The sequence below is a fragment of the Enterococcus sp. S183_ASV_20 genome (assembly GCF_018919685.1).
GTDB lineage: Bacteria > Bacillota > Bacilli > Lactobacillales > Enterococcaceae > Enterococcus > Enterococcus faecalis.
Window position 1 is genome coordinate 1 of sequence record NZ_JAHLRI010000035.1, and the last position, 21,982, is coordinate 21,982.

At 37.1% G+C, this 21,982-nt stretch carries 26 protein-coding genes; 16 read left to right on the plus strand and 10 right to left on the minus strand.

Annotation, left to right across the window (positions count from 1 at the left end; genetic code table 11):
- The 3 genes from KQI94_RS11135 to KQI94_RS11145 form a co-directional block, all read right to left on the minus strand.
- Positions 1–290 (minus strand): MBL fold metallo-hydrolase (locus KQI94_RS11135; protein ID WP_216454422.1); only part of this gene is annotated, 290 nt, incomplete at its 3' end.
- Between the two features lies 1 nt (position 291).
- Positions 292–504, minus strand: coding sequence for a DNA-directed RNA polymerase subunit epsilon (locus KQI94_RS11140; RefSeq protein ID WP_002355123.1), 213 nt, complete (start codon positions 502–504; stop codon positions 292–294).
- Positions 505–809: 305 nt separating this feature from the next.
- Positions 810–1,196: a YbaN family protein gene (locus tag KQI94_RS11145; protein ID WP_002368324.1), complete on the minus strand. Its 387-nt coding sequence runs from the start codon at positions 1,194–1,196 to the stop codon at positions 810–812.
- Between the two features lie 228 nt (positions 1,197–1,424).
- Between KQI94_RS11145 and efrA the strand changes: the two genes are divergently transcribed.
- From efrA to KQI94_RS11210, 13 genes are all read left to right on the plus strand, one after another.
- The gene (gene efrA / locus KQI94_RS11150; protein ID WP_002414139.1) at positions 1,425–3,152 is read left to right on the plus strand and encodes a multidrug efflux ABC transporter subunit EfrA; all 1,728 of its coding nucleotides are present in this window, start codon (positions 1,425–1,427) and stop codon (positions 3,150–3,152) included.
- Positions 3,149–4,918 carry a multidrug efflux ABC transporter subunit EfrB gene (gene efrB, locus KQI94_RS11155; protein WP_002365186.1) on the plus strand — a complete coding sequence of 590 codons (1,770 nt, stop codon included), beginning with the start codon at positions 3,149–3,151 and terminating at the stop codon, positions 4,916–4,918. The genes efrA and efrB overlap by 4 nt, the downstream gene beginning before the upstream one ends.
- A gap of 97 nt (positions 4,919–5,015) precedes the next feature.
- Positions 5,016–5,507, plus strand: coding sequence for a gamma carbonic anhydrase family protein (locus KQI94_RS11160; protein WP_002368322.1), 492 nt, complete (start codon positions 5,016–5,018; stop codon positions 5,505–5,507).
- A 13-nt stretch (positions 5,508–5,520) separates the two neighbouring features.
- The gene (gene wecB / locus KQI94_RS11165) at positions 5,521–6,672 is read left to right on the plus strand and encodes a UDP-N-acetylglucosamine 2-epimerase (non-hydrolyzing) (RefSeq protein WP_002390715.1); all 1,152 of its coding nucleotides are present in this window, start codon (positions 5,521–5,523) and stop codon (positions 6,670–6,672) included.
- 74 nt (positions 6,673–6,746) lie between these two features.
- A complete protein-coding gene (locus KQI94_RS11170) occupies positions 6,747–7,424 on the plus strand; it encodes an HAD family hydrolase (protein ID WP_002386325.1) in 678 nt (225 codons plus the stop codon).
- A 207-nt stretch (positions 7,425–7,631) separates the two neighbouring features.
- The gene (gene mltG / locus KQI94_RS11175; RefSeq protein ID WP_002375722.1) at positions 7,632–9,017 is read left to right on the plus strand and encodes an endolytic transglycosylase MltG; all 1,386 of its coding nucleotides are present in this window, start codon (positions 7,632–7,634) and stop codon (positions 9,015–9,017) included.
- Positions 9,018–9,277: 260 nt separating this feature from the next.
- Positions 9,278–9,757 (plus strand): transcription elongation factor GreA, encoded by a 480-nt coding sequence (gene greA / locus KQI94_RS11180; RefSeq protein ID WP_002355133.1) that lies wholly within the window; start codon positions 9,278–9,280, stop codon positions 9,755–9,757.
- A 150-nt stretch (positions 9,758–9,907) separates the two neighbouring features.
- On the plus strand, positions 9,908–10,639 hold the full coding sequence (gene liaF, locus KQI94_RS11185; RefSeq protein WP_253296172.1) for a cell wall-active antibiotics response protein LiaF: 732 nt from the start codon (positions 9,908–9,910) through the stop codon (positions 10,637–10,639).
- Entirely contained in the window at positions 10,636–11,739 is a 1,104-nt protein-coding gene (locus tag KQI94_RS11190) for a sensor histidine kinase (protein ID WP_002365182.1), read from the plus strand. Before liaF ends, KQI94_RS11190 begins: the two co-directional genes overlap by 4 nt.
- Entirely contained in the window at positions 11,714–12,346 is a 633-nt protein-coding gene (locus KQI94_RS11195) for a response regulator transcription factor (protein WP_002355137.1), read from the plus strand. The genes KQI94_RS11190 and KQI94_RS11195 overlap by 26 nt, the downstream gene beginning before the upstream one ends.
- A gap of 103 nt (positions 12,347–12,449) precedes the next feature.
- Positions 12,450–13,115, plus strand: a complete 666-nt coding sequence (locus KQI94_RS11200; protein ID WP_002355139.1) for a TrkA family potassium uptake protein — start codon at positions 12,450–12,452, stop codon at positions 13,113–13,115.
- 54 nt (positions 13,116–13,169) lie between these two features.
- On the plus strand, positions 13,170–13,499 hold the full coding sequence (locus tag KQI94_RS11205; protein ID WP_002368320.1) for an iron-sulfur cluster biosynthesis protein: 330 nt from the start codon (positions 13,170–13,172) through the stop codon (positions 13,497–13,499).
- 204 nt (positions 13,500–13,703) lie between these two features.
- Positions 13,704–14,642, plus strand: a complete 939-nt coding sequence (locus KQI94_RS11210) for a glycosyltransferase family 2 protein (protein ID WP_002355141.1) — start codon at positions 13,704–13,706, stop codon at positions 14,640–14,642.
- A 264-nt stretch (positions 14,643–14,906) separates the two neighbouring features.
- Here the strand turns inward: KQI94_RS11210 and KQI94_RS11215 are convergent, their stop codons facing one another.
- Together KQI94_RS11215 and KQI94_RS11220 are read right to left on the minus strand one after the other, a co-directional pair.
- Positions 14,907–16,124, minus strand: a complete 1,218-nt coding sequence (locus KQI94_RS11215; protein ID WP_002368319.1) for a tyrosine-type recombinase/integrase — start codon at positions 16,122–16,124, stop codon at positions 14,907–14,909.
- An 81-nt stretch (positions 16,125–16,205) separates the two neighbouring features.
- Entirely contained in the window at positions 16,206–16,409 is a 204-nt protein-coding gene (locus KQI94_RS11220; protein WP_000814511.1) for an excisionase, read from the minus strand.
- Between KQI94_RS11220 and KQI94_RS16575 the strand changes: the two genes are divergently transcribed.
- Positions 16,393–16,644, plus strand: a complete 252-nt coding sequence (locus KQI94_RS16575; protein ID WP_001845478.1) for a hypothetical protein — start codon at positions 16,393–16,395, stop codon at positions 16,642–16,644. The genes KQI94_RS11220 and KQI94_RS16575 overlap by 17 nt on opposite strands.
- A 225-nt stretch (positions 16,645–16,869) precedes the next feature.
- Here KQI94_RS16575 and KQI94_RS11225 read toward each other — a convergent pair whose 3' ends face one another.
- Both KQI94_RS11225 and KQI94_RS11230 read right to left on the minus strand, forming a co-directional pair.
- Positions 16,870–17,100 carry a helix-turn-helix domain-containing protein gene (locus KQI94_RS11225; RefSeq protein WP_000857133.1) on the minus strand — a complete coding sequence of 77 codons (231 nt, stop codon included), beginning with the start codon at positions 17,098–17,100 and terminating at the stop codon, positions 16,870–16,872.
- Complete coding sequence (locus KQI94_RS11230) at positions 17,097–17,519, minus strand: sigma-70 family RNA polymerase sigma factor (protein ID WP_000804885.1); 423 nt, start codon at positions 17,517–17,519, stop codon at positions 17,097–17,099. The genes KQI94_RS11225 and KQI94_RS11230 overlap by 4 nt, the downstream gene beginning before the upstream one ends.
- A gap of 504 nt (positions 17,520–18,023) precedes the next feature.
- Here KQI94_RS11230 and KQI94_RS11235 point away from each other — a divergent pair.
- Positions 18,024–18,377 carry a helix-turn-helix transcriptional regulator gene (locus KQI94_RS11235; protein WP_001227347.1) on the plus strand — a complete coding sequence of 118 codons (354 nt, stop codon included), beginning with the start codon at positions 18,024–18,026 and terminating at the stop codon, positions 18,375–18,377.
- Between the two features lie 59 nt (positions 18,378–18,436).
- Here the strand turns inward: KQI94_RS11235 and KQI94_RS11240 are convergent, their stop codons facing one another.
- From KQI94_RS11240 to KQI94_RS11250, 3 genes are all read right to left on the minus strand, one after another.
- The gene (locus KQI94_RS11240; RefSeq protein ID WP_000336323.1) at positions 18,437–18,604 is read right to left on the minus strand and encodes a cysteine-rich KTR domain-containing protein; all 168 of its coding nucleotides are present in this window, start codon (positions 18,602–18,604) and stop codon (positions 18,437–18,439) included.
- Between the two features lie 118 nt (positions 18,605–18,722).
- Positions 18,723–20,642 (minus strand): tetracycline resistance ribosomal protection protein Tet(M), encoded by a 1,920-nt coding sequence (gene tet(M), locus KQI94_RS11245; RefSeq protein ID WP_000691736.1) that lies wholly within the window; start codon positions 20,640–20,642, stop codon positions 18,723–18,725.
- A gap of 15 nt (positions 20,643–20,657) precedes the next feature.
- Positions 20,658–20,774 carry a tetracycline resistance determinant leader peptide gene (locus KQI94_RS11250; RefSeq protein ID WP_001791010.1) on the minus strand — a complete coding sequence of 39 codons (117 nt, stop codon included), beginning with the start codon at positions 20,772–20,774 and terminating at the stop codon, positions 20,658–20,660.
- A 180-nt stretch (positions 20,775–20,954) separates the two neighbouring features.
- Between KQI94_RS11250 and KQI94_RS11255 the strand changes: the two genes are divergently transcribed.
- Positions 20,955–21,982, plus strand: a 1,028-nt coding sequence (locus tag KQI94_RS11255; RefSeq protein WP_216454425.1) for an ISL3-like element IS1251 family transposase, incomplete at its 3' end; no start/stop codon positions are given.

The following is a 21,982-nucleotide window of genomic DNA, read 5'->3' on the forward strand; positions in this document are numbered from 1 at the left end:
GCATAGATTGGGATATTCGCTTGACGTAAAAGATAAGGAACGCCACCAATATGGTCTTCATGACCGTGGGTAATAACGAGTGCTTTGACTTTATGCAAATTTTGAACGATGTAGCTATAATCTGGAATCACGTAGTCAATCCCAAGTAAATCATCTTCTGGGAATTTGATCCCAGCATCAATAATGATAATTTCATCTTGGAATTGTACCCCATATGTGTTTTTTCCAATTTCGCCTAAACCACCGATTGCAAAAACGCCAGTTTCGTTATTTTTTATGTTTACTTTCATGTTAAAACTCCGTTAGAGTGAAGTCCGCATGTTCTTGCTCGTAAGCAAGATGTTTTTCGTCTAATAATTGAACGTATTCAATATTGTATGGGGTATTTTCTTCAACTAATTGGCGCACGATTACATCGCTATCGGCTTCCATGTAAAGAGATTTTGTGTCTTCTCTTTTTGGGTTTCTGATTTTTGTTTCTTGATAGTATACTTTGTAAATCATCGATTCATTTCTCCTTCAGCTACTAATAGTAGCAATTTATAGTTTTTTTCATTTTAAGACAGAAAATTAAACACAACAAAACGAGGTGCTGATCACCTAAAAAAGAATGCTCATCAAAAACATCTGTTAATGATGAAATGAAGCCTCGACTTTGCTTCATTCTGGGTATTTGATTTTATGTGTTCTTTTTTCAACCGTCCCGTGTGTTGTGAATAACAACAATTAAGCTTATTTTATCATAGAATGATAAGGAAGTATAGAAACACTCACTGGACTTTTAAAAAAAACAAACTTCTTGTTTCGCCTTATTCTTGATCAAGTTCGAGTGCCTTTTTTTTAGGACGCCAATACCAACTTAAGCCAATCACGTGAGCTAAATAAACAATCGCTAAAGTCGTAGTCATCAACGTATTTCGGACAATTAAACACGGAATGGCAAATAAAAGAAACATGGAAATAAATAGTTTCCATTTGTCTTTACGAGTAATTTTTTTCTCAAAGAAGGCTTCTTGGATATATTTTTGATAATAAGAAGAAGCTAAAAATTTGTTATAAAGTTTATCTGAACTACGCATCCAAAAAAAGGCCGTTAATAAATAAAAACCAGTGGTGGGTAAAAGCGGCAAAAAGATTCCTAACGTGCCTAAAGCAAACGTACAGGAACCGAGAAAAATGAAGAATAATTTTTTCATTCAAAGGGTCCTTTCAGTTTTTCCCAATTATGGCACAATCAAAAGGAAGTAGCAATTTTAATCGTATAAGTAAATCATTAAAATTATCTATTTTTTAGAAAATCTAAAAGAGAAAGGATAGAAAGAGAAAGGCTGTTTTTTCTAGCCAGACAGCTTGTATTACCGATTTCTTTTTGATACAGTGGGAGTACTAGAAAATTTAAAGTAAGATAAGAAGGAGATGATTAATTGAAGTTAATGTGGCGTTACACAATGCGTTATAAGAAATTACTTTTTGCTGATTTTATTTGTGTGTTTGGTTTTATTTTGATTGAATTAGGTTTGCCGACCATTTTAGCACGAATGATTGACAAAGGAATTATTCCTAGAGATATGGACTATATTTATCAGCAAGGGATTTGGATGGTTGTAATTACGATTATTGGTGTCGCAATGAATATTTTGCTGGGGTACTTTGGTGCCAGAATTACAACAAACATTGTTCGTGATATTCGTGATGATTTATTTGAAAAGATTCAAACTTTCTCACACAGTGAATATGAAAGTATTGGGGTTTCTTCCTTAATTACGCGAACTACCAATGATGCATACCAAATTATGCTCTTCATGGGAAATATTTTACGTCTTGGCTTTATGACGCCAGTGATGTTTATTGCCAGTCTTTACATGGTGATGCGGACGAGTCCGTCGTTAGGAATGTACGTTTTAGGTGCCTTGCCTTTTCTACTGCTAGCCGTTGTCGGAATTGCTCGTTTGTCAGAACCGTTATCTAAAAAGCAACAAAAGAACTTAGATGGAATCAATGGGATTTTAAGAGAAAATCTTTCTGGATTGCGGGTAATACGCGCATTTGTTAATGAAAAATTTGAAGAATCTCGTTTTAATAAAGTCAATGAAACTTACACTAAAAGTTCAAAAAGTCTGTTTCGTTTAATGGCAGCAGCCCAACCAGGGTTCTTTTTCTTATTTAATATTGTGATGGTCTTAATCATTTGGAGCGGGACTGTTCAAATCAGCCATGGGGATTTAGAAGTTGGGAATTTAATTGCTTTTATTGAATATATTTTTCATGCGCTGTTCTCGTTTATGTTATTTGCCAGTGTCTTTATGATGTATCCGCGGGCTGCGGTTTCGGCTTCGCGGATTCAAGAAGCCTTAGACATGGAACCAGCTATTCGTGAAGAAGAAGGCGTAACAGAAACAGCTACTAAAGGCTATCTAGAGTTTAAAAATGTAACCTTTGCCTATCCTGGACATGCGGAAAGCCCAGTCATCCGCAATGTAAGTTTTAAGGCGTCACCTGGTGAAACAGTGGCCTTCATTGGGAGCACAGGTAGTGGGAAATCAACATTAATTCAATTGATTCCACGGTTTTATGATGTATCAGAAGGTGAAATTTTAATCGATGGAGTGAACGTAAAAGAGTACAAACTTAGTGCATTACGCAATAAGATTGGCTATATTCCACAAAAAGCGTTACTTTTTACTGGTACAATTGCTGATAACCTTCGCTACGGTAAGGAAGATGCGACGTTAGAAGAAATGGAACGAGCAATTGACATTGCTCAAGCCACAGAATTTGTTTCACAAAAACCGCAAGGCTATGATGAACCTCTTTCAGAAGGTGGCACGAACTTTTCTGGTGGTCAAAAACAACGTTTAGCTATCGCACGGGCGATTATTCGCAATCCGGAAATTTATATATTTGATGATAGTTTTTCTGCGTTAGATTATCAAACAGATGCAAATTTACGAGCGCGTCTGAAAAAAGAAACAACAGAATCCACTGTTTTAATTGTGGCACAACGTGTTGGAACAATTATGCATGCGGACCGCATTGTTGTTTTAAACGAAGGCGACGTGGTCGGAATTGGCACACATCGTGAATTACTTGAGACTTGTCCAATTTACTATGATATTGCGGCTTCTCAATTGTCAGAGGAGGAATTAGCATGAAACACGCCTTTTCTTCTATGAAACGAATCGGTCGCTATATTAAACCGTACCGAGTGACGTTTTATTTAGTTATTTTATTTACAATATTAACCGTTGCCTTTAATGCAGCGTTGCCTTATTTGACTGGATTACCAACGACAGAAATTAGCCGTAATATTGCGGCTGGCGAATCCATTAATTTTGATTATGTAATCCAATGTTTAATTTGGATTTTAGTTGTGGGAACAGGTTATTGTGTGGCACAATTTTTGTCAGGCTTTTTAATGACGAATGTCGTTCAACAATCCATGCGCGATTTACGTCGCGATATTGAAGAAAAAATCAATCGTTTGCCAGTTTCTTATTTTGATAAGAACCAACAAGGAAATATTTTGTCACGGGTGACGAACGATGTGGATGCTGTCAGCAATGCGATGCAACAAAGTTTTATCAATATTGTTTCAGCAGTCTTAGGTATTGTGATGGCGGTAGTGATGATGTTCTTAATCAATCCGCTGATGGCGATTTTTTCAGTGATTATGATTCCGTTGTCTCTGATTATTTCCAGAACAATTGTTAAAATCTCCCAGAAATATTTCCAAGGAATGCAAAATTCTTTAGGAGACTTAAATGGTTATGTCCAAGAAAATATGACTGGGTTCAGTGTTTTAAAACTATATGGTCGGGAAAAAGAAACCCTTGAAGGCTTTAAACAAGTCAATCATCGTTTAAATGGTTTTGGTTTCAAAGCATCCTTTATCTCAGGATTAATGTTGCCATTGGTTCAGATGACCGCTTATGGGACCTATATCGGGGTAGCTGTCCTTGGTAGTTACTATGTGGTTGCTGGTGTGATTGTAGTGGGGCAATTACAAGCGTTTATTCAATATATTTGGCAAATTAGCCAACCAATGGGGAATATTACGCAGTTGTCTGCAGCTTTACAAAGCGCTTCAGCTTCGACCATGCGGATTTTTGAAATCCTAGATGAGCCAGAAGAAGAACTTAACGAACAAGATGTTCCTTTACCAGAACCTATTTTAGGCTCTGTTGAATTTGAAAATGTCAGCTTTAGTTATGACCCAGAAAAACCGTTAATTCGTAATTTGAACTTTAAAGTTGATGCGGGCCAAATGGTTGCGATTGTGGGACCAACTGGCGCTGGGAAAACAACCTTAATCAACTTACTGATGCGTTTTTATGATGTAACAGAAGGCGCCATTAAAATTGATGGCATTGACACGAAAAAAATGAACCGTAGTGATGTCCGATCTGTATTTGGAATGGTATTGCAAGATGCTTGGTTGTATAAAGGTACCATTGCAGATAACATTCGTTTTGGGAAGTTAGATGCCACGGATTATGAAGTTGTGGATGCAGCGAAAACGGCCAATGTGGATCACTTCATTCGGACAATGCCAGACGGGTATGAAATGGAAATCAATTCTGAGGGAGATAACGTTTCCCTTGGTCAAAAACAATTGTTGACCATTGCCCGAGCGGTAATTTCTGATCCGAAAATTTTGATTTTAGATGAGGCGACTAGTTCAGTCGATACACGCTTGGAAGCCTTAATTCAAAAAGCAATGGATCGTGTTATGGAAGGACGAACGAGTTTCGTTATTGCCCACCGCCTATCAACTATTCGTGAAGCTGATTTAATTCTTGTTATGAAACAAGGAGAAATCATTGAAAAAGGTACGCATCATGAGTTGCTGGAACAAGGTGGCTTCTATGAAAAACTATACAATAGTCAATTTGCTGAAGAAGGCGACTATGAGGAATAAAAAAACGGCTGTCTGAAAAGACAGTCGTTTTTCTTGTCTTTTTTACTATGAAAGTGAGGAATTCTTGTCTATACTTAATGAAAAGAGGTGACAGCGTTTGAAAAAAGAATATTTTATTGCTGCTAGTGCAGATGTCTATGGAAACGTACAACTAGCGAAGGATAGTAATATTTGGTTTCAGTCGGTCTTAAGAGGTGACAGTAACACAATTACCATTGGTGAAGGTAGTAATATTCAAGATGGCACGATTATTCATGTTGATGAAGATGCCCCGACAATTGTAGGCAAGTATGTAACGGTGGGCCATCAATGCATGTTACACGGTTGTAAAATCGGTGATGGTGCTTTGATTGGCATGGGGTCAACGATTCTAAATAATGCTATTATTGGAGAAAACAGCCTGATTGGTGCGGGCTCTTTAGTGACAGAAGGCAAAATTATCCCGCCAAATGTTTTAGCATTTGGTCGACCCGCGAAGGTTATCCGTCCGTTAACGGCAGCAGAAATAGCCAGTAATCATATGAACGCCTTACATTATGTTCAACGAGCAGAAGAATTTCGCCAACAAAAATACCCGAAACTAACATAGAATTAGGAGGAAAATGATGAAGAAAATTAAAGTAATGACGGTTTTTGGAACACGGCCAGAAGCAATCAAAATGGCTCCCTTAATCAAAGTTTTAGAAGAGCAAAGTCAAGGATTTGACTCTGTAGTAGTCGTAACAGCGCAACATCGCCAAATGTTGGATCAAGTGTTAGAAGATTTTCAAATTACACCGAATCATGATTTAAATATCATGAAAGATGGGCAAACCTTAACAGATATTACAAGTCGTGTTTTGAATTTATTAACTGAGGTTCTTGTGACAGAACAGCCGGATATTGTCTTGGTTCATGGCGATACAACCACGTCATTTGCGGCTGCATTGGCTGCTTTTTATCAACAGATTCCAGTGGGACATGTGGAAGCAGGATTGCGGACCTGGCAAAAATATTCTCCGTTTCCAGAAGAAATGAATCGTCAACTGGTAGACGTGTTAACTGATATTTATTTTGCCCCAACCACTCAAAGTAAGGACAATTTAATCAAAGAAAATCATCCAGAAGAACATATTTATGTGACTGGCAATACAGCGATTGACGCGATGGCGTACACTGTTGATGCCCACTATCAAAATGATTTATTGGAAAAAATCCCTACAGACCAGCGCATCGTGCTAATTACAATGCATCGTCGTGAAAATTTAGGCCTGCCAATGGCAAATGTGTTTAAAGCTGTTCGTCGACTTGTAATGGAACATCCAGAAATTGAAGTCATTTTCCCCATGCACAAAAATCCCAAAGTCCGTGAAATAGTAGCGGAACACTTAGGTGAATTAGCTCGTGTGCATTTAATTGAACCATTGGATGTCAAAGATTTTCAAAATTTTGCAGCGAAAAGTGCGTTAATTTTAACTGATTCTGGCGGTGTGCAAGAAGAAGCTCCTTCCTTAGGTGTGCCAGTTTTAGTTTTACGAGATACAACGGAACGTCCAGAAGGCGTAGCGGCAGGAACATTGAAATTGGTTGGTACAGACGAACAAGTAGTCTATCAAGAGGCGAAAACATTATTGACTGATTCTGATGCTTACCACGCGATGGCGCATGCACAAAATCCGTATGGGGATGGTCAAGCTAGCCGTCGAATCGTTGAAGCCATTGCCTATGAAATGCAGCAATCAGATAAAAAACCAGATTCGTTTACAGCAAAATAAATAAAAAGGCAGAGAAGCGCTGAAAAATGTGCTTCTTTTGCGTATCTTATTTTGAAGAATCAATTAGACAAAAAATGCTAGAAAGTAGTGAAGTGAAGATGTATCAAACGATTTTATTTGATTTAGATGGCACAATTACGGATTCTGGTAGCGGCATTATGCGTTCTATTTTATACGCAACAGAACAATTAGGCTGGCCAGCTCCTAGCGAGGAGACGTTACGTTCTTTCATAGGGCCGCCTTTATATGAGTCATTTTTGCACATGGCGCCTTCAGCTGAAGCAGCGCAACAAGCCGTGGGTCATTATCGAGCGTATTATCAGAGAAAAGGTATGTTTGAAAATCATGTGTATCCAGGGATCCCAGAGGTACTAACAAGGTTAAAGGAAGCGGGAGCAAAGTTATACATTGCGACTTCCAAACCAGAAGAATTTGCTAAAAAGATTATTACTCATTTTGATTTAGATCGTTATTTTACAGGCATCTATGGAGCGAGCATGGACGGTCATCGTTCTAAAAAAGCAGATGTGATTCAGTATGCATTAACGGAAGCTCAATTAGACCCAACCAAAGAAGCGATTATCATGGTTGGTGATCGTAATCATGACATTCTTGGTGCTCAACAAAATGGCTTAGATAGTATAGGTGTCTTGTATGGATTTGGTGAAGAAACAGAATTACAAGAGGCGGGAGCAACATTCCTAGTACAATCGCCTAAAGACTTAGGTGCTATTTTGCTACAAAATTCTTAATAGAAAATAGATTTTCGATAAATTTAGGAGGATTTTAAGAATTATTATCGTTTCAATAGAAAAGCGCCATCATAGGCTTTAAACGTTGTCAATGATGAATTTTTTATCGGGGAATGACGGTCTTTTTATTAAAAACATTTAATTTTAAAGAGGTTTCATGTATAATAGTTTCAGTCATAAACGATAGAATAGTAAGGAGGGTTAGTTTTGGCTAATGATAACCAAAATAACCAAGATCCCAAATCTTCGCTTAGAGATCAAGTAACTGGGTCTTTAAAAGGTAGAAATGATGGCGATCAACCTGATTCCTCTGAAAAAAATGATAGGTCTCCCCAACCTTCATCTGATGAATCACAAGAAACAGCGAGCCGCACAACACAAACACGTGCAGGTTCTAGAGCTGCTCGAAGACGTGGGAAAGACAAGACAACACAGACAGTCGAAGAGCCAACCCCGATTGAAACAGACGAAAAGCCAACAAATACAAAAAAACAAACACGTAAAAAAGAAGATCGTTTAGTCGGTCGTATCGTGTTAATTGTAGTTTCTGTATTGGTTTTAATGATGGCAATCTTTGGGTTTACTTTTTATAAATATGTAGATGCTGGGCTACAGCCACTAGACAAGAACAATAAGAAGCTTGTTCAAGTGCATATCCCAGAAGGATCTTCTAATAAGCAAATTGCTGCGGTTTTAGAAGAAAGCAACGTCATAAAAAGCGGAATGGTTTTTAACTACTACGTAAAATTTAAAAACTTAACAGATTTTCAAGCGGGCTATTATCAAATGTCTCCAAGCATGACACTCGATGAAATTGGTGAAATGCTAAAAGAAGGAGGCACGCCAGAACCAACTAAAATCGCAGATGGTAAAGTAACGATTCCTGAAGGCTACGATATAGATAAAATTGGCGAAGCCATTGAAAAAAATACAGATTTCAAGAAAGCAGATTTCATTGCATTAATGAAAAACGAAGACTTCTTCAATCAAATGAAGGCTAAGTATCCTGATTTACTTGAAAGTGCTGCAACTGCAGAAGGTGTTCGTTATCGCTTAGAAGGCTATTTGTTCCCGGCAACTTATGATTACTACAAAAAAGCAACACTTCCTGAATTTGTCGAACAAATGATTGCTAAAATGAACACAGTAATGGAACAATATACGCCGACAATTCATGCAAAGAATTTAACCAATCAGCAAGTCTTAACGTTAGCTTCATTGGTTGAAAAAGAAGGAGTCAAAGAAGCAGACCGCAAACAAATTGCGCAAGTATTCTTTAACCGCTTGGCTGCCGATATGCCAATCCAATCAGATATTTCTATTTTGTATGCTCTAGGAGAACACAAAGAAACTGTAACGTATGCTGACTTGGAAGTGGACTCGTCTTATAACTTGTATAAAAATACTGGTTATGGACCAGGACCATTAGATAGCCCAAGTGAGGAGTCAATTAAAGCAGTCTTGAATCCGACACCAAGTGACTATTTATACTTTGTAGCAGATATTTCTACAGGAAAAGTATACTTCTCAAAAACATATGAAGAACATCAAGTATTAGTAGATCAGTATGTCAATAATTCAAGTAGTGAATAAAATGAAAACATAAAAGAGCTTGGTGAATCAATTTTGTATGATTCACCAAGCTTTTAGATACTCAAAAAGTAATCTGTTTAACAGAGGGAAAGAGTAGCAACTAGAAATTTATATAAATAAAATTTAGCAAAATCACAAAAATTCAATAATTATATTTACAATTTAGAAAAAGCGTGGTACTCTTTTGTGGATTGAAAGCGGAATTTTTTTCAATAACCAACCAAGAACTACGTATCGTTAAGCGAAAAAGGAGAATTAACATGGTAGAAAAAGTATATCCAATGACTCTTGAAGGAAAAGAAAAATTAGAACAAGAGCTAGAAGAATTAAAAACAATTAAACGTAAAGAAATCGTAGAGCGTATTAAAATCGCTCGTAGCTTTGGGGATCTTTCAGAGAACTCAGAGTATGAATCAGCTAAAGATGAACAAGCTTTCGTTGAAGGACGTATTACAACGTTAGAAAATATGATTCGTTTTGCAGAAATCATCGATAATGATGGCGTGGACCAAGACGAAGTTTCCATCGGTAAAACAGTTACTTTCCAAGAATTGCCTGATGGAGAAGAAGAGGAATACACAATCGTAGGAAGTGCCGAAGCCGATCCATTTTCTGGTAAAATTTCTAACGATTCACCGATTGCGCAAGCCTTAATTGGTAAACAATTAGGCGACCAAGTGATTATTGCAACACCTGGTGGCGACATGACAGTTAAAATTACAAAAGTTGAAGCAAACTAAATAATTGAGTAGGGCAGGCAGCTTCCAAGGCCTGTCCTTTCGCAATCTAAGACATTTAGGGCTAAAGTCCTATGGTAACCTGAGGCGCAAACCACTATGATTAAATAAAATAAACGAGTAAAATAAATGACAGAGGGAGGAGGCAAATCTATGAATAACCCTTGGCGCTTTTTTATCGTCGCAGAAGCATTACTTTTTATTCTGGCGTTATGGCAAATTGTACATAATCCTGGATTAGCTGTTTTATTAACAATTGGCGTTTTACTTGTGGCCTATGTTTCCAGGAAAGCATCTAAAACACATTTTAACAACTTTCAATTCGTCCTCGGCGTTGTTTTTATTGTCATTGGTGCAATGAATAGCACGGCTGTTTGGTTTATGTTGATTTTTGGCGTAATCTTTATCGGCTTAAAAGGCTTTGAGATTTCAGGCGTGGATATAGCTGAGCGAGCACCTTGGCGAAAAAAACAAATGATTATGGTGGAGACGGCGGCAAAAGAACCTAAAAATGGCAAACGATTTAAACGCCGCTGGTTTGCCAACGAACGCATTGGTAACAATATCTATGAATGGGACGATATCAATATTGATTTAATCTCTGGGGACACCATTATTGATTTAGGTAATACGCTACTACCGAAAGAAGACAATATTATTATTATTCGTAAAGGTTTTGGCCGCACGCGAATTCTAGTGCCGTTAGGTGTAGCTATTTTGTTAGAACATTCAACTTTTTACGGAACGGTACGTTTTGAAGAAGAAAAATATCAATTGAAAAACGAATCATTAAAAATTTACAGCAATGATTATGATACCAATCTTCGTCGTTTGAAAATTATGACGAACACTTTAGTAGGAGATGTTGAGGTGATCCGTGTATGACCGATCGGATTTCAAGACGCATGATTTCATTATATGCGTCCCTTAGCACCTTTATTGTTATCTTAATTACATTGTTTTCATATTTTCATTCGATTAAACAAAACCGGTGGCTATTAGAGCTTCTTCAGAGAAAAGTCTTTTATCTACCACTAATTGTGCACATTGTTCTCATATCCTTACTAATAGGCTTATTGACCTTTTTACTGATTTCATTGGTTCAAAAAGGGCAATATGGACGGATTGAAGAAAAACTTCGGTTATTGGCCAACGGTAATTATGAAAGTCCAGTCTTAAACAAACCAACGACCAGTGAAAATCAAGACCATTATCTAACCGAAGTCGAACAAGATATTTGGTCGATTAAAAATAAATTATTAGAGATGTCTAAAGAATTGCAATTATTAAACAGTCGACCGCAATTAATGGATGGGCAAACAAAAGAAGAAATTTTAGAGAACGAGCGGCATCGTTTGGCGCGGGAGTTGCATGATTCAGTCAGTCAACAACTTTTTGCAGCCATGATGATGTTGTCTGCATTAAATGAACAAGCACAACGAACAGAAACCCCGGAACCATATCGTAAACAACTAGCCATGGTGGCAGAAATCATTAATGCCTCCCAATCGGAAATGCGCGCGCTACTATTGCACTTGCGTCCTATCAGTCTAGAAGGAAAAAGTTTGCGTAAAGGTATTGAACAATTACTGAAAGAACTACAAACAAAAATTAAAATTGAATTGATTTGGGATGTTGAAGATGTTCATTTAAATAGCAGCATTGAGGATCATCTTTTCCGAATTGTGCAGGAGTTACTTTCAAATACCTTAAGACATGCCAAAGCAAAGGAATTAGAGGTATACTTACACCAAGTCGATAAAAACGTGTTATTGCGTATTGTTGATGATGGTGTCGGCTTTGATATGAAGGAACAAAGTAATAAAGCCGGTAGTTATGGCTTAAATAATATTCGAGAACGTGTTGTCGGCATGGGCGGTACAGTTAAAATTATTAGTTTTAAAGGGCAGGGAACCAGCGTTGAAATTAAAGTTCCTGTCATAAAGGAGGAAACTGCAAGTGATCAAAGTAATGTTAGTGGATGACCATGAAATGGTCCGTTTAGGCGTTTCATCATATTTATCTATTCAAGAGGATATAGAAGTCGTAGGCGAAGCAGAAAACGGTAAGATTGGCTATGAAAAAGCATTGGAACTACGTCCAGATGTTATTTTGATGGATTTGGTAATGGAAGAAATGGACGGCATTGATTCAACAAAAGCGATCTTGAAAGATTGGCCAGAAGCCAAGATTATTATTGTGACGAGTTTTATTGATGATGAAAAAGTGTATCCGGCGATTGAAGCTGGTGCAGCGGGCTACCTATTAAAAACATCAACAGCACATGAGATTGCTGATGCAATTCGGGCGACTTATCGCGGAGAGCGTGTGTTGGAACCTGAAGTGACGCATAAGATGATGGAACGGTTAACAAAAAAACAAGAGCCGGTGTTGCACGAAGATTTGACAAACCGGGAACACGAAATTTTAATGTTGATTGCACAAGGTAAAAGTAATCAGGAAATAGCTGATGAACTCTTTATCACTTTGAAAACAGTTAAAACACATGTTTCAAACATTTTAGCAAAACTAGATGTGGATGATCGGACCCAAGCGGCGATTTATGCTTTTCAACATGGTTTAGCCAAATAAATATCAGATAAATCCATAAATAAATTCTAGGAAATCCTTCTAGGAATTTATTTATGGATTTGTTATACTAATTTTAACGAACAGACAGGAGCGGTCAGAAGAAATGAAACAAAATTTTGCAATTATTGGTTTAGGACGTTTTGGCGGCAGCATATGCCAAACTTTGGTGGAAGCTGGTCAAGAAGTTTTGGCCATTGACAGCAGTGAAGACCGTGTCAATGAATATATGAATATTGCAACGCATGCAGTGGTGGCTAACGCCCAAGATGAAATGACGTTGCGTTCTTTAGGAATTCGGAATTTTGATCACGTAGTGGTGGCAATTGGTGAAGATATTCAAGCGAGTATTTTAGTGACACTAATGGTTAAAGAGATGGGGGTTCCCAATGTCTTGGCCAAAGCAGTCAATGAATATCATGCCCGTGTCTTAGATAAAATTGGGGCAGATATGGTCGTTCACCCAGAGCGAGATATGGGTATTCGAATTGCCCATAAACTTGTTTCACGCAATATTTTAGATTATATTGAATTATCTAGCGAATTTTCATTAGCTGAGGTTCGGGTCACCAATCCTAAATTTTACAATAAAACCTTAGCAGAATTAAATTTCCGTCAGCGATTTGGTTTAACTGTGGTAGCGATCCGCCGCTCGAAAACAGAAGTAATTGCTTCGCCAGATGCTTCTGAAATTGTTCGAGAAAACGACAATTTATTAGTTATCGGTGATACCGCAGATGTCGATTTATTAGATGAAAAAATGAATGGCTAAGCACTTTATTCTCTAAAAGCACTGCGCTGTGCTACAATAAATGGCGACAGAGATGTGAAGGAGGAACAAAGAATGAAATTAGAAGTGACACCGAAAGCCCAACAATGGTTTAAAGACGAAACCGGGGTTCAGCCTGAGACAGGCATTCGTTTTTTCGGAAAAATTTACGGAAAAACACCTGTTCATGATGGTTTTTCCATTGCGATGTCTGTAGAAGCGCCAGATGAGCCAATGATTAAAGAGAACCTAGATGGGATTACCTATTTTATTGAAGAAACAGATGATTGGTTCTTTAAAGGGTATGATTTGATTGTTGATTATGATGAAAAGAATGATGAACCGCGTTATCAATTTGAAGCAAACCAAGAAGATTTAACAAAATAATTTTAGTGCTAAACAAAAGAGGCTGAAGTAGTGCGTAGGACTATTTCTGTTGCTTTCGTTTAACCGCTAGTCAGCCTGAGAAAAAATCGTTTTGGATTTTTTCCCCAGGTTCTTTCTATTTAAGTTCTTTTTAGTTGGATATCGTTATTTAATAAGGCTATTATATGGTATAATGATAATTAACTGAAGTGTGGAGGAAATAAAATGTTATCAATTGTTGTCCCTTGTTATAATGAGGAAGCAGCGATTCCGCTGTTTTTTGAAGAAGTAGAAAAAATTAGCCAGCAACTGTCTCATTCAGTAGAATATATATTTGTGAATGATGGCTCAAAAGATAAGACGTTAGCTGTTTTAAGACAGCTTTATCGCGAACATCCAGAGAAGGTCCGTTATCTTTCTTTTTCACGAAATTTTGGGAAAGAAGCAGGCTTATACGCTGGTTTAAAAGAAGCAACAGGTGACTTAGTGACAGTCATGGACGTTGATTTACAAGACCCGCCTGAGTTATTACCTCAAATGATTGAGATGATTGAAACCAGTACAGATTTAGATTGTGTTGGCACACGACGCATAACAAGAGACGGCGAACCGCCCATTCGTAGCTTTTTTGCACGGATGTTCTATAAACTCATTAATCGAATTGCTGAGACGGAAATGGTGGATGGTGCCCGTGACTTCCGTGTCATGACCCGACAAATGGTCGATGCGATTTTAGAGTTATCTGAGTATAATCGTTTCTCAAAAGGGATTTTTAGTTGGGTCGGCTTTAAAACAGAATATATTGAATTTAAAAATCGAGAACGAATTGCTGGAGAAACCTCTTGGTCTTTCTGGAGTCTATTAAGTTATTCAATTGACGGGATTGTCAATTTTTCAGAAACACCATTGAATATTGCTTCATACGTTGGCGCCTTTTCGTGTATTGGTTCTGCACTAGCAATGTTAGTGATTATCTTTCGAACATTAGTTAATGGTGATCCAACAAGCGGCTGGCCTTCAATGGTTTGTATTGTACTTTTTGTAGGTGGTTTGCAACTATTATGTTTAGGAATTATTGGTAAATATATCGGCAAAATTTTCTTAGAAACGAAAAAACGACCAATTTATATTGTAAAGGAATCAGAAAAAGATTCTAAAAAATAACCAAAAAAGCAGAGAAAAATTCTCTGTTTTTTTGTTGTGCATTAAAAAAAGTGTGAATAGACTTTTCAGAAAAACAACATTTTTTGCCATAAACAAAACATAGATTTCTAATTATCCTTTTAAATCTCATTAAATGCTCGCAAATCCTTATTCTAAAGGGCTTCGAGCATTTTTACTGTTGGAAGATACTTCACGTTTCCTTATATATTTCCTCATGAATTGACTGTCAGAAGTGGTAAATTAGTAGTAAATTCATCTGTACTACTAAGCAACAAGACGTTCCTGCTGTTTCTTTTTTTCCAAGCGGTTCATCTCTGCCATAGCAGAATCGAATGTAGCATGTGCGTAATAGTTCAGCGTCATGGCTATATTAGCATGTCCCATAATGTACTGTAATGCCTTTGGATTCATTCCTGCATTTGCATAGTTGGTACAGAATGTATGTCGCAAACTATGTGGAGTGATGTGTGGCAATTTATCCTCGTTATACTTATTGTATTTCTTAACAAGACCTTTCATCATGCCGTTGTAATCACTTGCCACTTTTGGATAGTTCTTTCTATTAAGAAAGAGGAAATCACTATATCCATCAATCTCAACACGCTTATCATTCTTTCGATTCGCTAACACTCGCTTAAATGCTTGATAGGCTTCTTCAACCATAGGAACTTGACGTTCGCCACTTTTGGTCTTTGGTGTTTCAATGTAGTACCCAATTTCAGTATCTCTCAATAGCTGATGGTCTATATTGACAAGACGATTCTCAAAATCTAAATCTGGAAGTGTCAAACCACCAAACTCTGAAATACGAAGACCTGTTTTTAAGAGTATCAGAATTTCATCATAATTTTTGCTGTAGGTTTTATCAGCTTTTGCAAAGGCTAACAGTTTTTCTTCCTGTTCTTCTGTTAGTACGGTCTTAGGGACAGTATCATCATCAAGAACTGCTTTCAGTTGAAAGTCAAATGGATTCTTCCGAACACAATCATCTTGTATAGCAATATAGAATGAAGCCTTTAAAGAACGTTTGTAGTTATTGATGGTTTGATAAGCATAACCATTTTCACTCATTCTAATAGCCCATTCTTTAGCGTCTGATGGCTTAATACTGTCAATACTTCTTACACCTAACTTGTCTTTCTTCAAAATATCCATAAGATATTTGCGTCCAGTTTCAGTGTTTTTTCTAACCTTTGGTCTTTGAGCGTTCTGTTTTGCGTAAAGCTGGCAGAGTGTCATTTTCTTTCCTACAACATCAATACCATCATGAATGTCTTTCTGTAACTCTGCGATTTTCTCTCTAAGTGAGATACAATCACGCTTTCCTGCTGGTACTCGGTCTGTAGCCACAAGTTTCCACGAGTAAACAAATTGCGGTTCTCCAAATGAATCTATATATTTGTATAAGTATCTTCCGTCTTTTCGTTGGCTCTCTCCAGTCTTTAAGATTCGACCTTTATTGTCACGTCTTTTTTCTGACATGGCATTTGCTCCTTTCCTTTATGGAAAGAGCCTTGATACGACTTAATACTATTTTATCATATACAAGACCCTTTGGCGACGCTAGATTGCGTCCAATGTATCTATAATTTTTTCAAATTGTTTTCGTTTAATCTGAATACGATTGCCATTCATAATCAGCCAATTTGCATTTTTATTTTCCTCTGCCAAGCGTCGTAGCTTGTTTTCGCCAATACGAAAATATTTTGACGCTTCTTCAATGGTTAGGGTATAACGTTCCCAAATAGGAATGTCAGTCTGCTTCATAAAATCCTCCTTTCCAAATCACTTATTTGGATTTCATAAAAGTTGTTTTACCAGCAATCGAACAGCTTTAGCAAAGCTCACGGGAGTTCCACCCCTGCATGGTTCTCATGTAGCCATACTCATTGCCTGCGACGGTTTTATCACGCTCGGACTATTGACTGTATGGGAGTATCATTATCACGATAAGAATGTCGTTGCAGGCAATCCTGCTAAAGATTGCTTCTCGGATCACTAACATGAATCGCTCGCTATCTTTATAAGATAGGTCATGGCGGTTAGTTCCGTTGGCTCTTTTCTTATCGAAACGTATTCGATTACTTTTATTCAGTTTTCAAAGAACAATGGCTCGTTAGCCTATCAAAACACATTGAAAGCTCAATATGCTTTGGTGGAATAACAAACCTCCCTGTTCGGGAAGCGTGGAATGGTTTAGCACGCTTCCACGAAAGGAGAGAGGATATTACTTAATTTCAAATGACAAAATCTTTGTAATCAGTCTGGTTTCCATTCTTCCACGTAAGACTTCATCAACGACCATACTTTGATTGCCATATTCATCTTTCATAAGTCGTAGGGAACGCTTCGTTATGTACCCTCTGTAATGATGTAGAATCTGGTTAATCGCTTCGGTATCGCCATCTGTTGCCTTTACAATGAGAGGAAAGGGAATCATAGGATATTGTGTTTTCATTCTTCAAATTCCTCCATAAACTTTTTAATTAAGGCTAGTCCACTGGTTCTATGCCGATAGACAGTAGAACGGTTCAATTTCAACAGGTCTGCAATTTCTGAATCGCTCATGTCCATAAAGTAAAACAGCAGTAGAATTTCACGTTTCTTGTCTGGCAACTCACGTAATGCTTCACTCAACAAATCATTTTCAACGCCTACTGATAACCCATTGAGTGTAAAAATCTGAAAGTCAGTTGAATAGTTATCTGTTGTCGCAAACTGGCTAACAAGATAATCGCCAACATCCGAAAAGGACACCTCACGCTTTGCAATCCTTGAAAGATAAAGCATATAATTCTTTCGCTCGTCTTCCATAGCACGTTTACAGATATAGTCAAACTGATTTTCTATTGTGGTCTGAAAAGAAGATGGTTTCATGTTTCTCACCCCCTTTCTGTCTAGGAAAGGAAGTGAGCCTTGCTCGTTTATCTCCTTTCACTCTTAGTCCCAATGTGAAAGGGGGATTTGTTGCATTACTGATAAATAAACTTTGTAAAAAAGTTCTGAATAGCCAAAAAAGCATATAAACAGATTTATTTCTCTGTTTACATGCTTCTGTTATTCTATCTATATGATTTATAAAACCACATTGGTGGACGTACTTATCTATTGCAGATAAACGACTTTTTTTGACAAGAACCCAATGTAAGGAAATTTATTGTATATGATGTACTTCATGGCGACGTTGACCTCCAACAAACCGCCATTTGGAAGTAATATACAATATTTTAACAGCGTAAATAGCACTACCATATAACGGTTTTTTTTATTGGCGTTTAGTAGTGCTTTTTATTAAATATAAACCTATAAACCATATAACACGTTTTTCTATACCTGTTTTTAATTCAGTAGGAACAATAAAATGTATAGAGGTGGTCTACTATGCGTAAAAAAGAAGATAAATATGATTTTAGAGCCTTTGGTTTAGCCATTAAAGAAGCTCGATTGAAACGAGGTTTAACTCGTGAACAAGTGGGAGCATTGATTGAAATTGACCCACGGTACTTAACTAATATTGAAAATAAAGGGCAACACCCCAGCATACAAGTTCTTTATGACCTTGTATCGTTACTTCATGTTTCCGTTGATGAATTTTTCTTACCTGCTAATAACTTGGTAAAAAGCACCCGACGATTACAGATAGAGAAATACATGGATAGCTTTACAGACAAAGAACTATCCTTAATGGAATCTTTAGCCAGCGGTATCAACGAAGCAAGAAACATCGAAGACTAATTAAAAGAATCCATACATAACGGAAAGAGCCGATAAAATGAGATTGTATTAATCTCATTTTATCGGCTCTGCGTCTTTGCGTCTGGCTCTGTAATCACAGTTACTTTGAACTGCTTTATTTCAATTAAATTTTCTTGTCTGCATTTCGGACAATAGAGGGGGAATTTTTTTAATTCAGTATCTTCCCTTATCTTTAATCGTGTTTTATTTCCACATACAGGACACAATATCCACTTGTAGTTTATAATAACTATCTCCTCCTTTACACTTTAATTCAAATCTTTATTAAAAAATATTTCATCTCGTTTAACAAGAAGCCACATTTATATAACAACATAAAATACACTAAGTTATTTTATTGAACATATATCGTACTTTATCTATCCGACTATTTGGACGACGGGGCTGGCAAACAGGTTCACCGGTAGTAACATGGTACCCTTTTAACTCTGTTAAACAAACACTACGTCCATTTGTAAAGAAAGTTAAATCACTACGATATTCTTGAATACACCGAGCAGGGATTTCTCCACTAAGAATGACCTCATTATTTTTCAATTGAGTGTCTACGATGTTCGCACAATATTTAGGAGCATCGTTGTATGCTCGTGAAAGATATTCCTGTGGCGCATAAATTTTAAAACTAAGATATGGCTCTAACAATTCTGTTCCAGCTTTTTTTAAGACTTGTTCCAATACAATAGGAGCAAGCATCCGAAAATCTGCTGGGGTACTAACAGGGCTATAGTATAAGCCATACTTAAAACAGATTTTACAGTCCGTCACATTCCAACCATATAATCCTTGTTCGCAACCATAGCGTATCCCTTCCATAACTGCATTTTGAAATGATTGATTTAAGTATCCAAGAGAAACCGAGCTCTCATACTGCATTCCACTTCCCAACGGAAGCGGTGATACAGATAAACCAATGGAAGCCCAGAAAGGATTTGGCGGCACTTCGATGTGAATGGTATATTCTGCATTTTTTAACGGTCTCTCCATATAAATGACTGTAGGCTCTTTTAGTTCTATCTCCACATGATACTTTTCTTGCAACAGTGCACTAATCACTTCCATTTGTACTTTCCCTAAGAAAGAAAGTATAATTTCATGTGTCGTAGAATCCACGTAATATCGTAGAAGCGGATCACTATCTGAGATTTCCAAAAGGGCATCAAGCAACATTTCTCTCTGTTCAGGTTTACTCGGTTCAACAGTTGTTTGTAGTAGAGGGTGCGGATTTTCAATCTTTTTTCTCTGTGGCAATAGTTTTGTATCTCCAAGAACACTATTTAACTTCAAAAACTCATTTTGCAAAATAACAATTTCTCCAGAATAAGCTCTATCAATCTTACATAATTCACCATTTATTGAAGTATACATTTCTGTAACTTTTATTTTTTCTTTTTCTGATACTCTAACCGAATCTCGTAAATGTAGTACTCCACTATAAAGGCGTATATATGCAAGACGTTGTCTTTTTTTTGTATATTCAATTTTGAAAACATTTCCGCAAAGTTCAGACGGACCTCGATGTGTTGATGAATAAAATTTATTAGTAATAACTTCTATAAGGTTATCAATCCCTATATTACTTTTTGCACTTCCATGATAAAGAGGGAACAGAGAACAATTCTGAAATCTTATGCTTTCCTCTTGTTCGAGTTCCAATGCTTCTAATGATTTACCGGACATATATTTCTCTAAAAGGTCATCGTTTCCCTCTATTACCGTATCCCATTGTTCAGATTCGGTAAAGTTCGTCACACACATATTAGGATACAGTTCTACCTTCTGTTTGATTACAATTTCGGCAGAAAGTTTCTCTTTAATATCCTGATAAACCGTTGATAAATCAATTCCATTTTGGTCAATCTTATTGATAAAAAAGATTGTGGGAATCCCCATTTTCCTAAGTGCATGAAATAATATACGAGTTTGTGCTTGTACGCCATCTTTTGCAGAAATAAGTAGAATTGCCCCATCTAAAACTGATAATGAACGATATACTTCTGCTAAGAAATCCATATGTCCTGGCGTGTCTATGATGTTCACCTTCGTATTTTCCCACTGAAAAGAGGTTATTCCTGTCTGAATTGTAATTCCTCTCTGACGTTCTAAAAGCGTATTATCCGTCCTCGTTGTACCTTTGTCCACGCTTCCTAATTCTGTAATCGCTCCACTGTTATATAATAAGCTTTCTGTTAAGGTAGTTTTTCCTGCATCAACATGAGCTAAAACTCCAATATTAATAATTTTCATGTGATTTTCCTCCATTCAAAAACCCAAAAGGGCATAAAAATCCCAGTGATAAATACTTTTATCACTGGGATTTTTATGCATAACCATAGGTATACAAAGCATACAGATATTCTCTGGATACTTTAGAATCACATGATAAAGGTATTCTTAAACTGGGTACAAAAAACTAAGCCCTCCTAAAAAAGGGGCTCTATACTTTTTGATGTTGGTGGATGACACCAGCATCTTTTTTATTTTCCAAAACATATAGAAAAGACACCTTGAAATCCTTTAGAATTAATTTGGCGAACCAACCCAAAAGGAGGAATCAAGATGTCTTACACTCACCTTATCAAAGAAACATTAGATATTCTAGACTTATCAGTTACTTTTAACGAAAATTGTCTCACAAAAGAAAAATACAAAGGGCAAATCTGTCATATTTATCGTGGAAACTTGATTTATACAGCCCAAGAATGCATCCACTGTAAACACCAGATTGCTTCAGATATTGTGCGTGGGGGTACAACAACCGTCCGGTTGTTAATGAACGATGTTTCTGAATACCGTACCTACCTCGAATTGAAAAAGCAACGCTTCAAATGCAAAGCTTGTCAGCGGACCTTTGTCGCAGATACTTCTGTTGCGAAAAAACATTGTTTCATCAGTGAGAAAGTCCGCTGGTCTGTCGTGACTCGTCTGAAAAAAAATACCTCAATGACAGAGATCGCCGCTCAGAAAAATCTATCGGTCTCTTCTGTTTACCGTATTATGAAGCGATTTTATCGTCCGTTGAATCCTTTTCGGACACCGTTACCTAAGGTACTTTGTTTTGATGAATTCAAATCAGTTCGGGGTGTTTCAGGTGCTATGAGTTTCATCATGATGGATGGACAAACACAGCGCTTATTGGACATTGTCGAGAACCGACAACTGCCTTTTTTAAAACGTTATTTTAGTCATTTTTCACGAGAAATTCGTGAAGCGGTCGAATGGATCGTGATTGATATGTACGCTCCTTATGTATCGCTCGTTAAAAAGCTGTTTCCAAAAGCACAGCTGATTATTGACCGGTTTCACATCGTCCAACATATTGGTCGTACCTTTCGCAATCATCGAATCAAAGAAACGAACCAACTATTAAAAAGCAAAGAACAAAAACACTATCAATTAGGTAAGCAATTAAAAAGATACTGGAAACTTCTTCAAAAAGATGAACGCAAGCTTGATTATACTCGACGCCTTTGGCGACCTGGCTTCAAAGCTCATTTAACAGAGACCGATATTGTGGATCGCTTACTGAAAGGGAGCCCTGCTTTGCGTGTAGGCTATCAGTTATATCAAGACTTTCTTTACGCTGT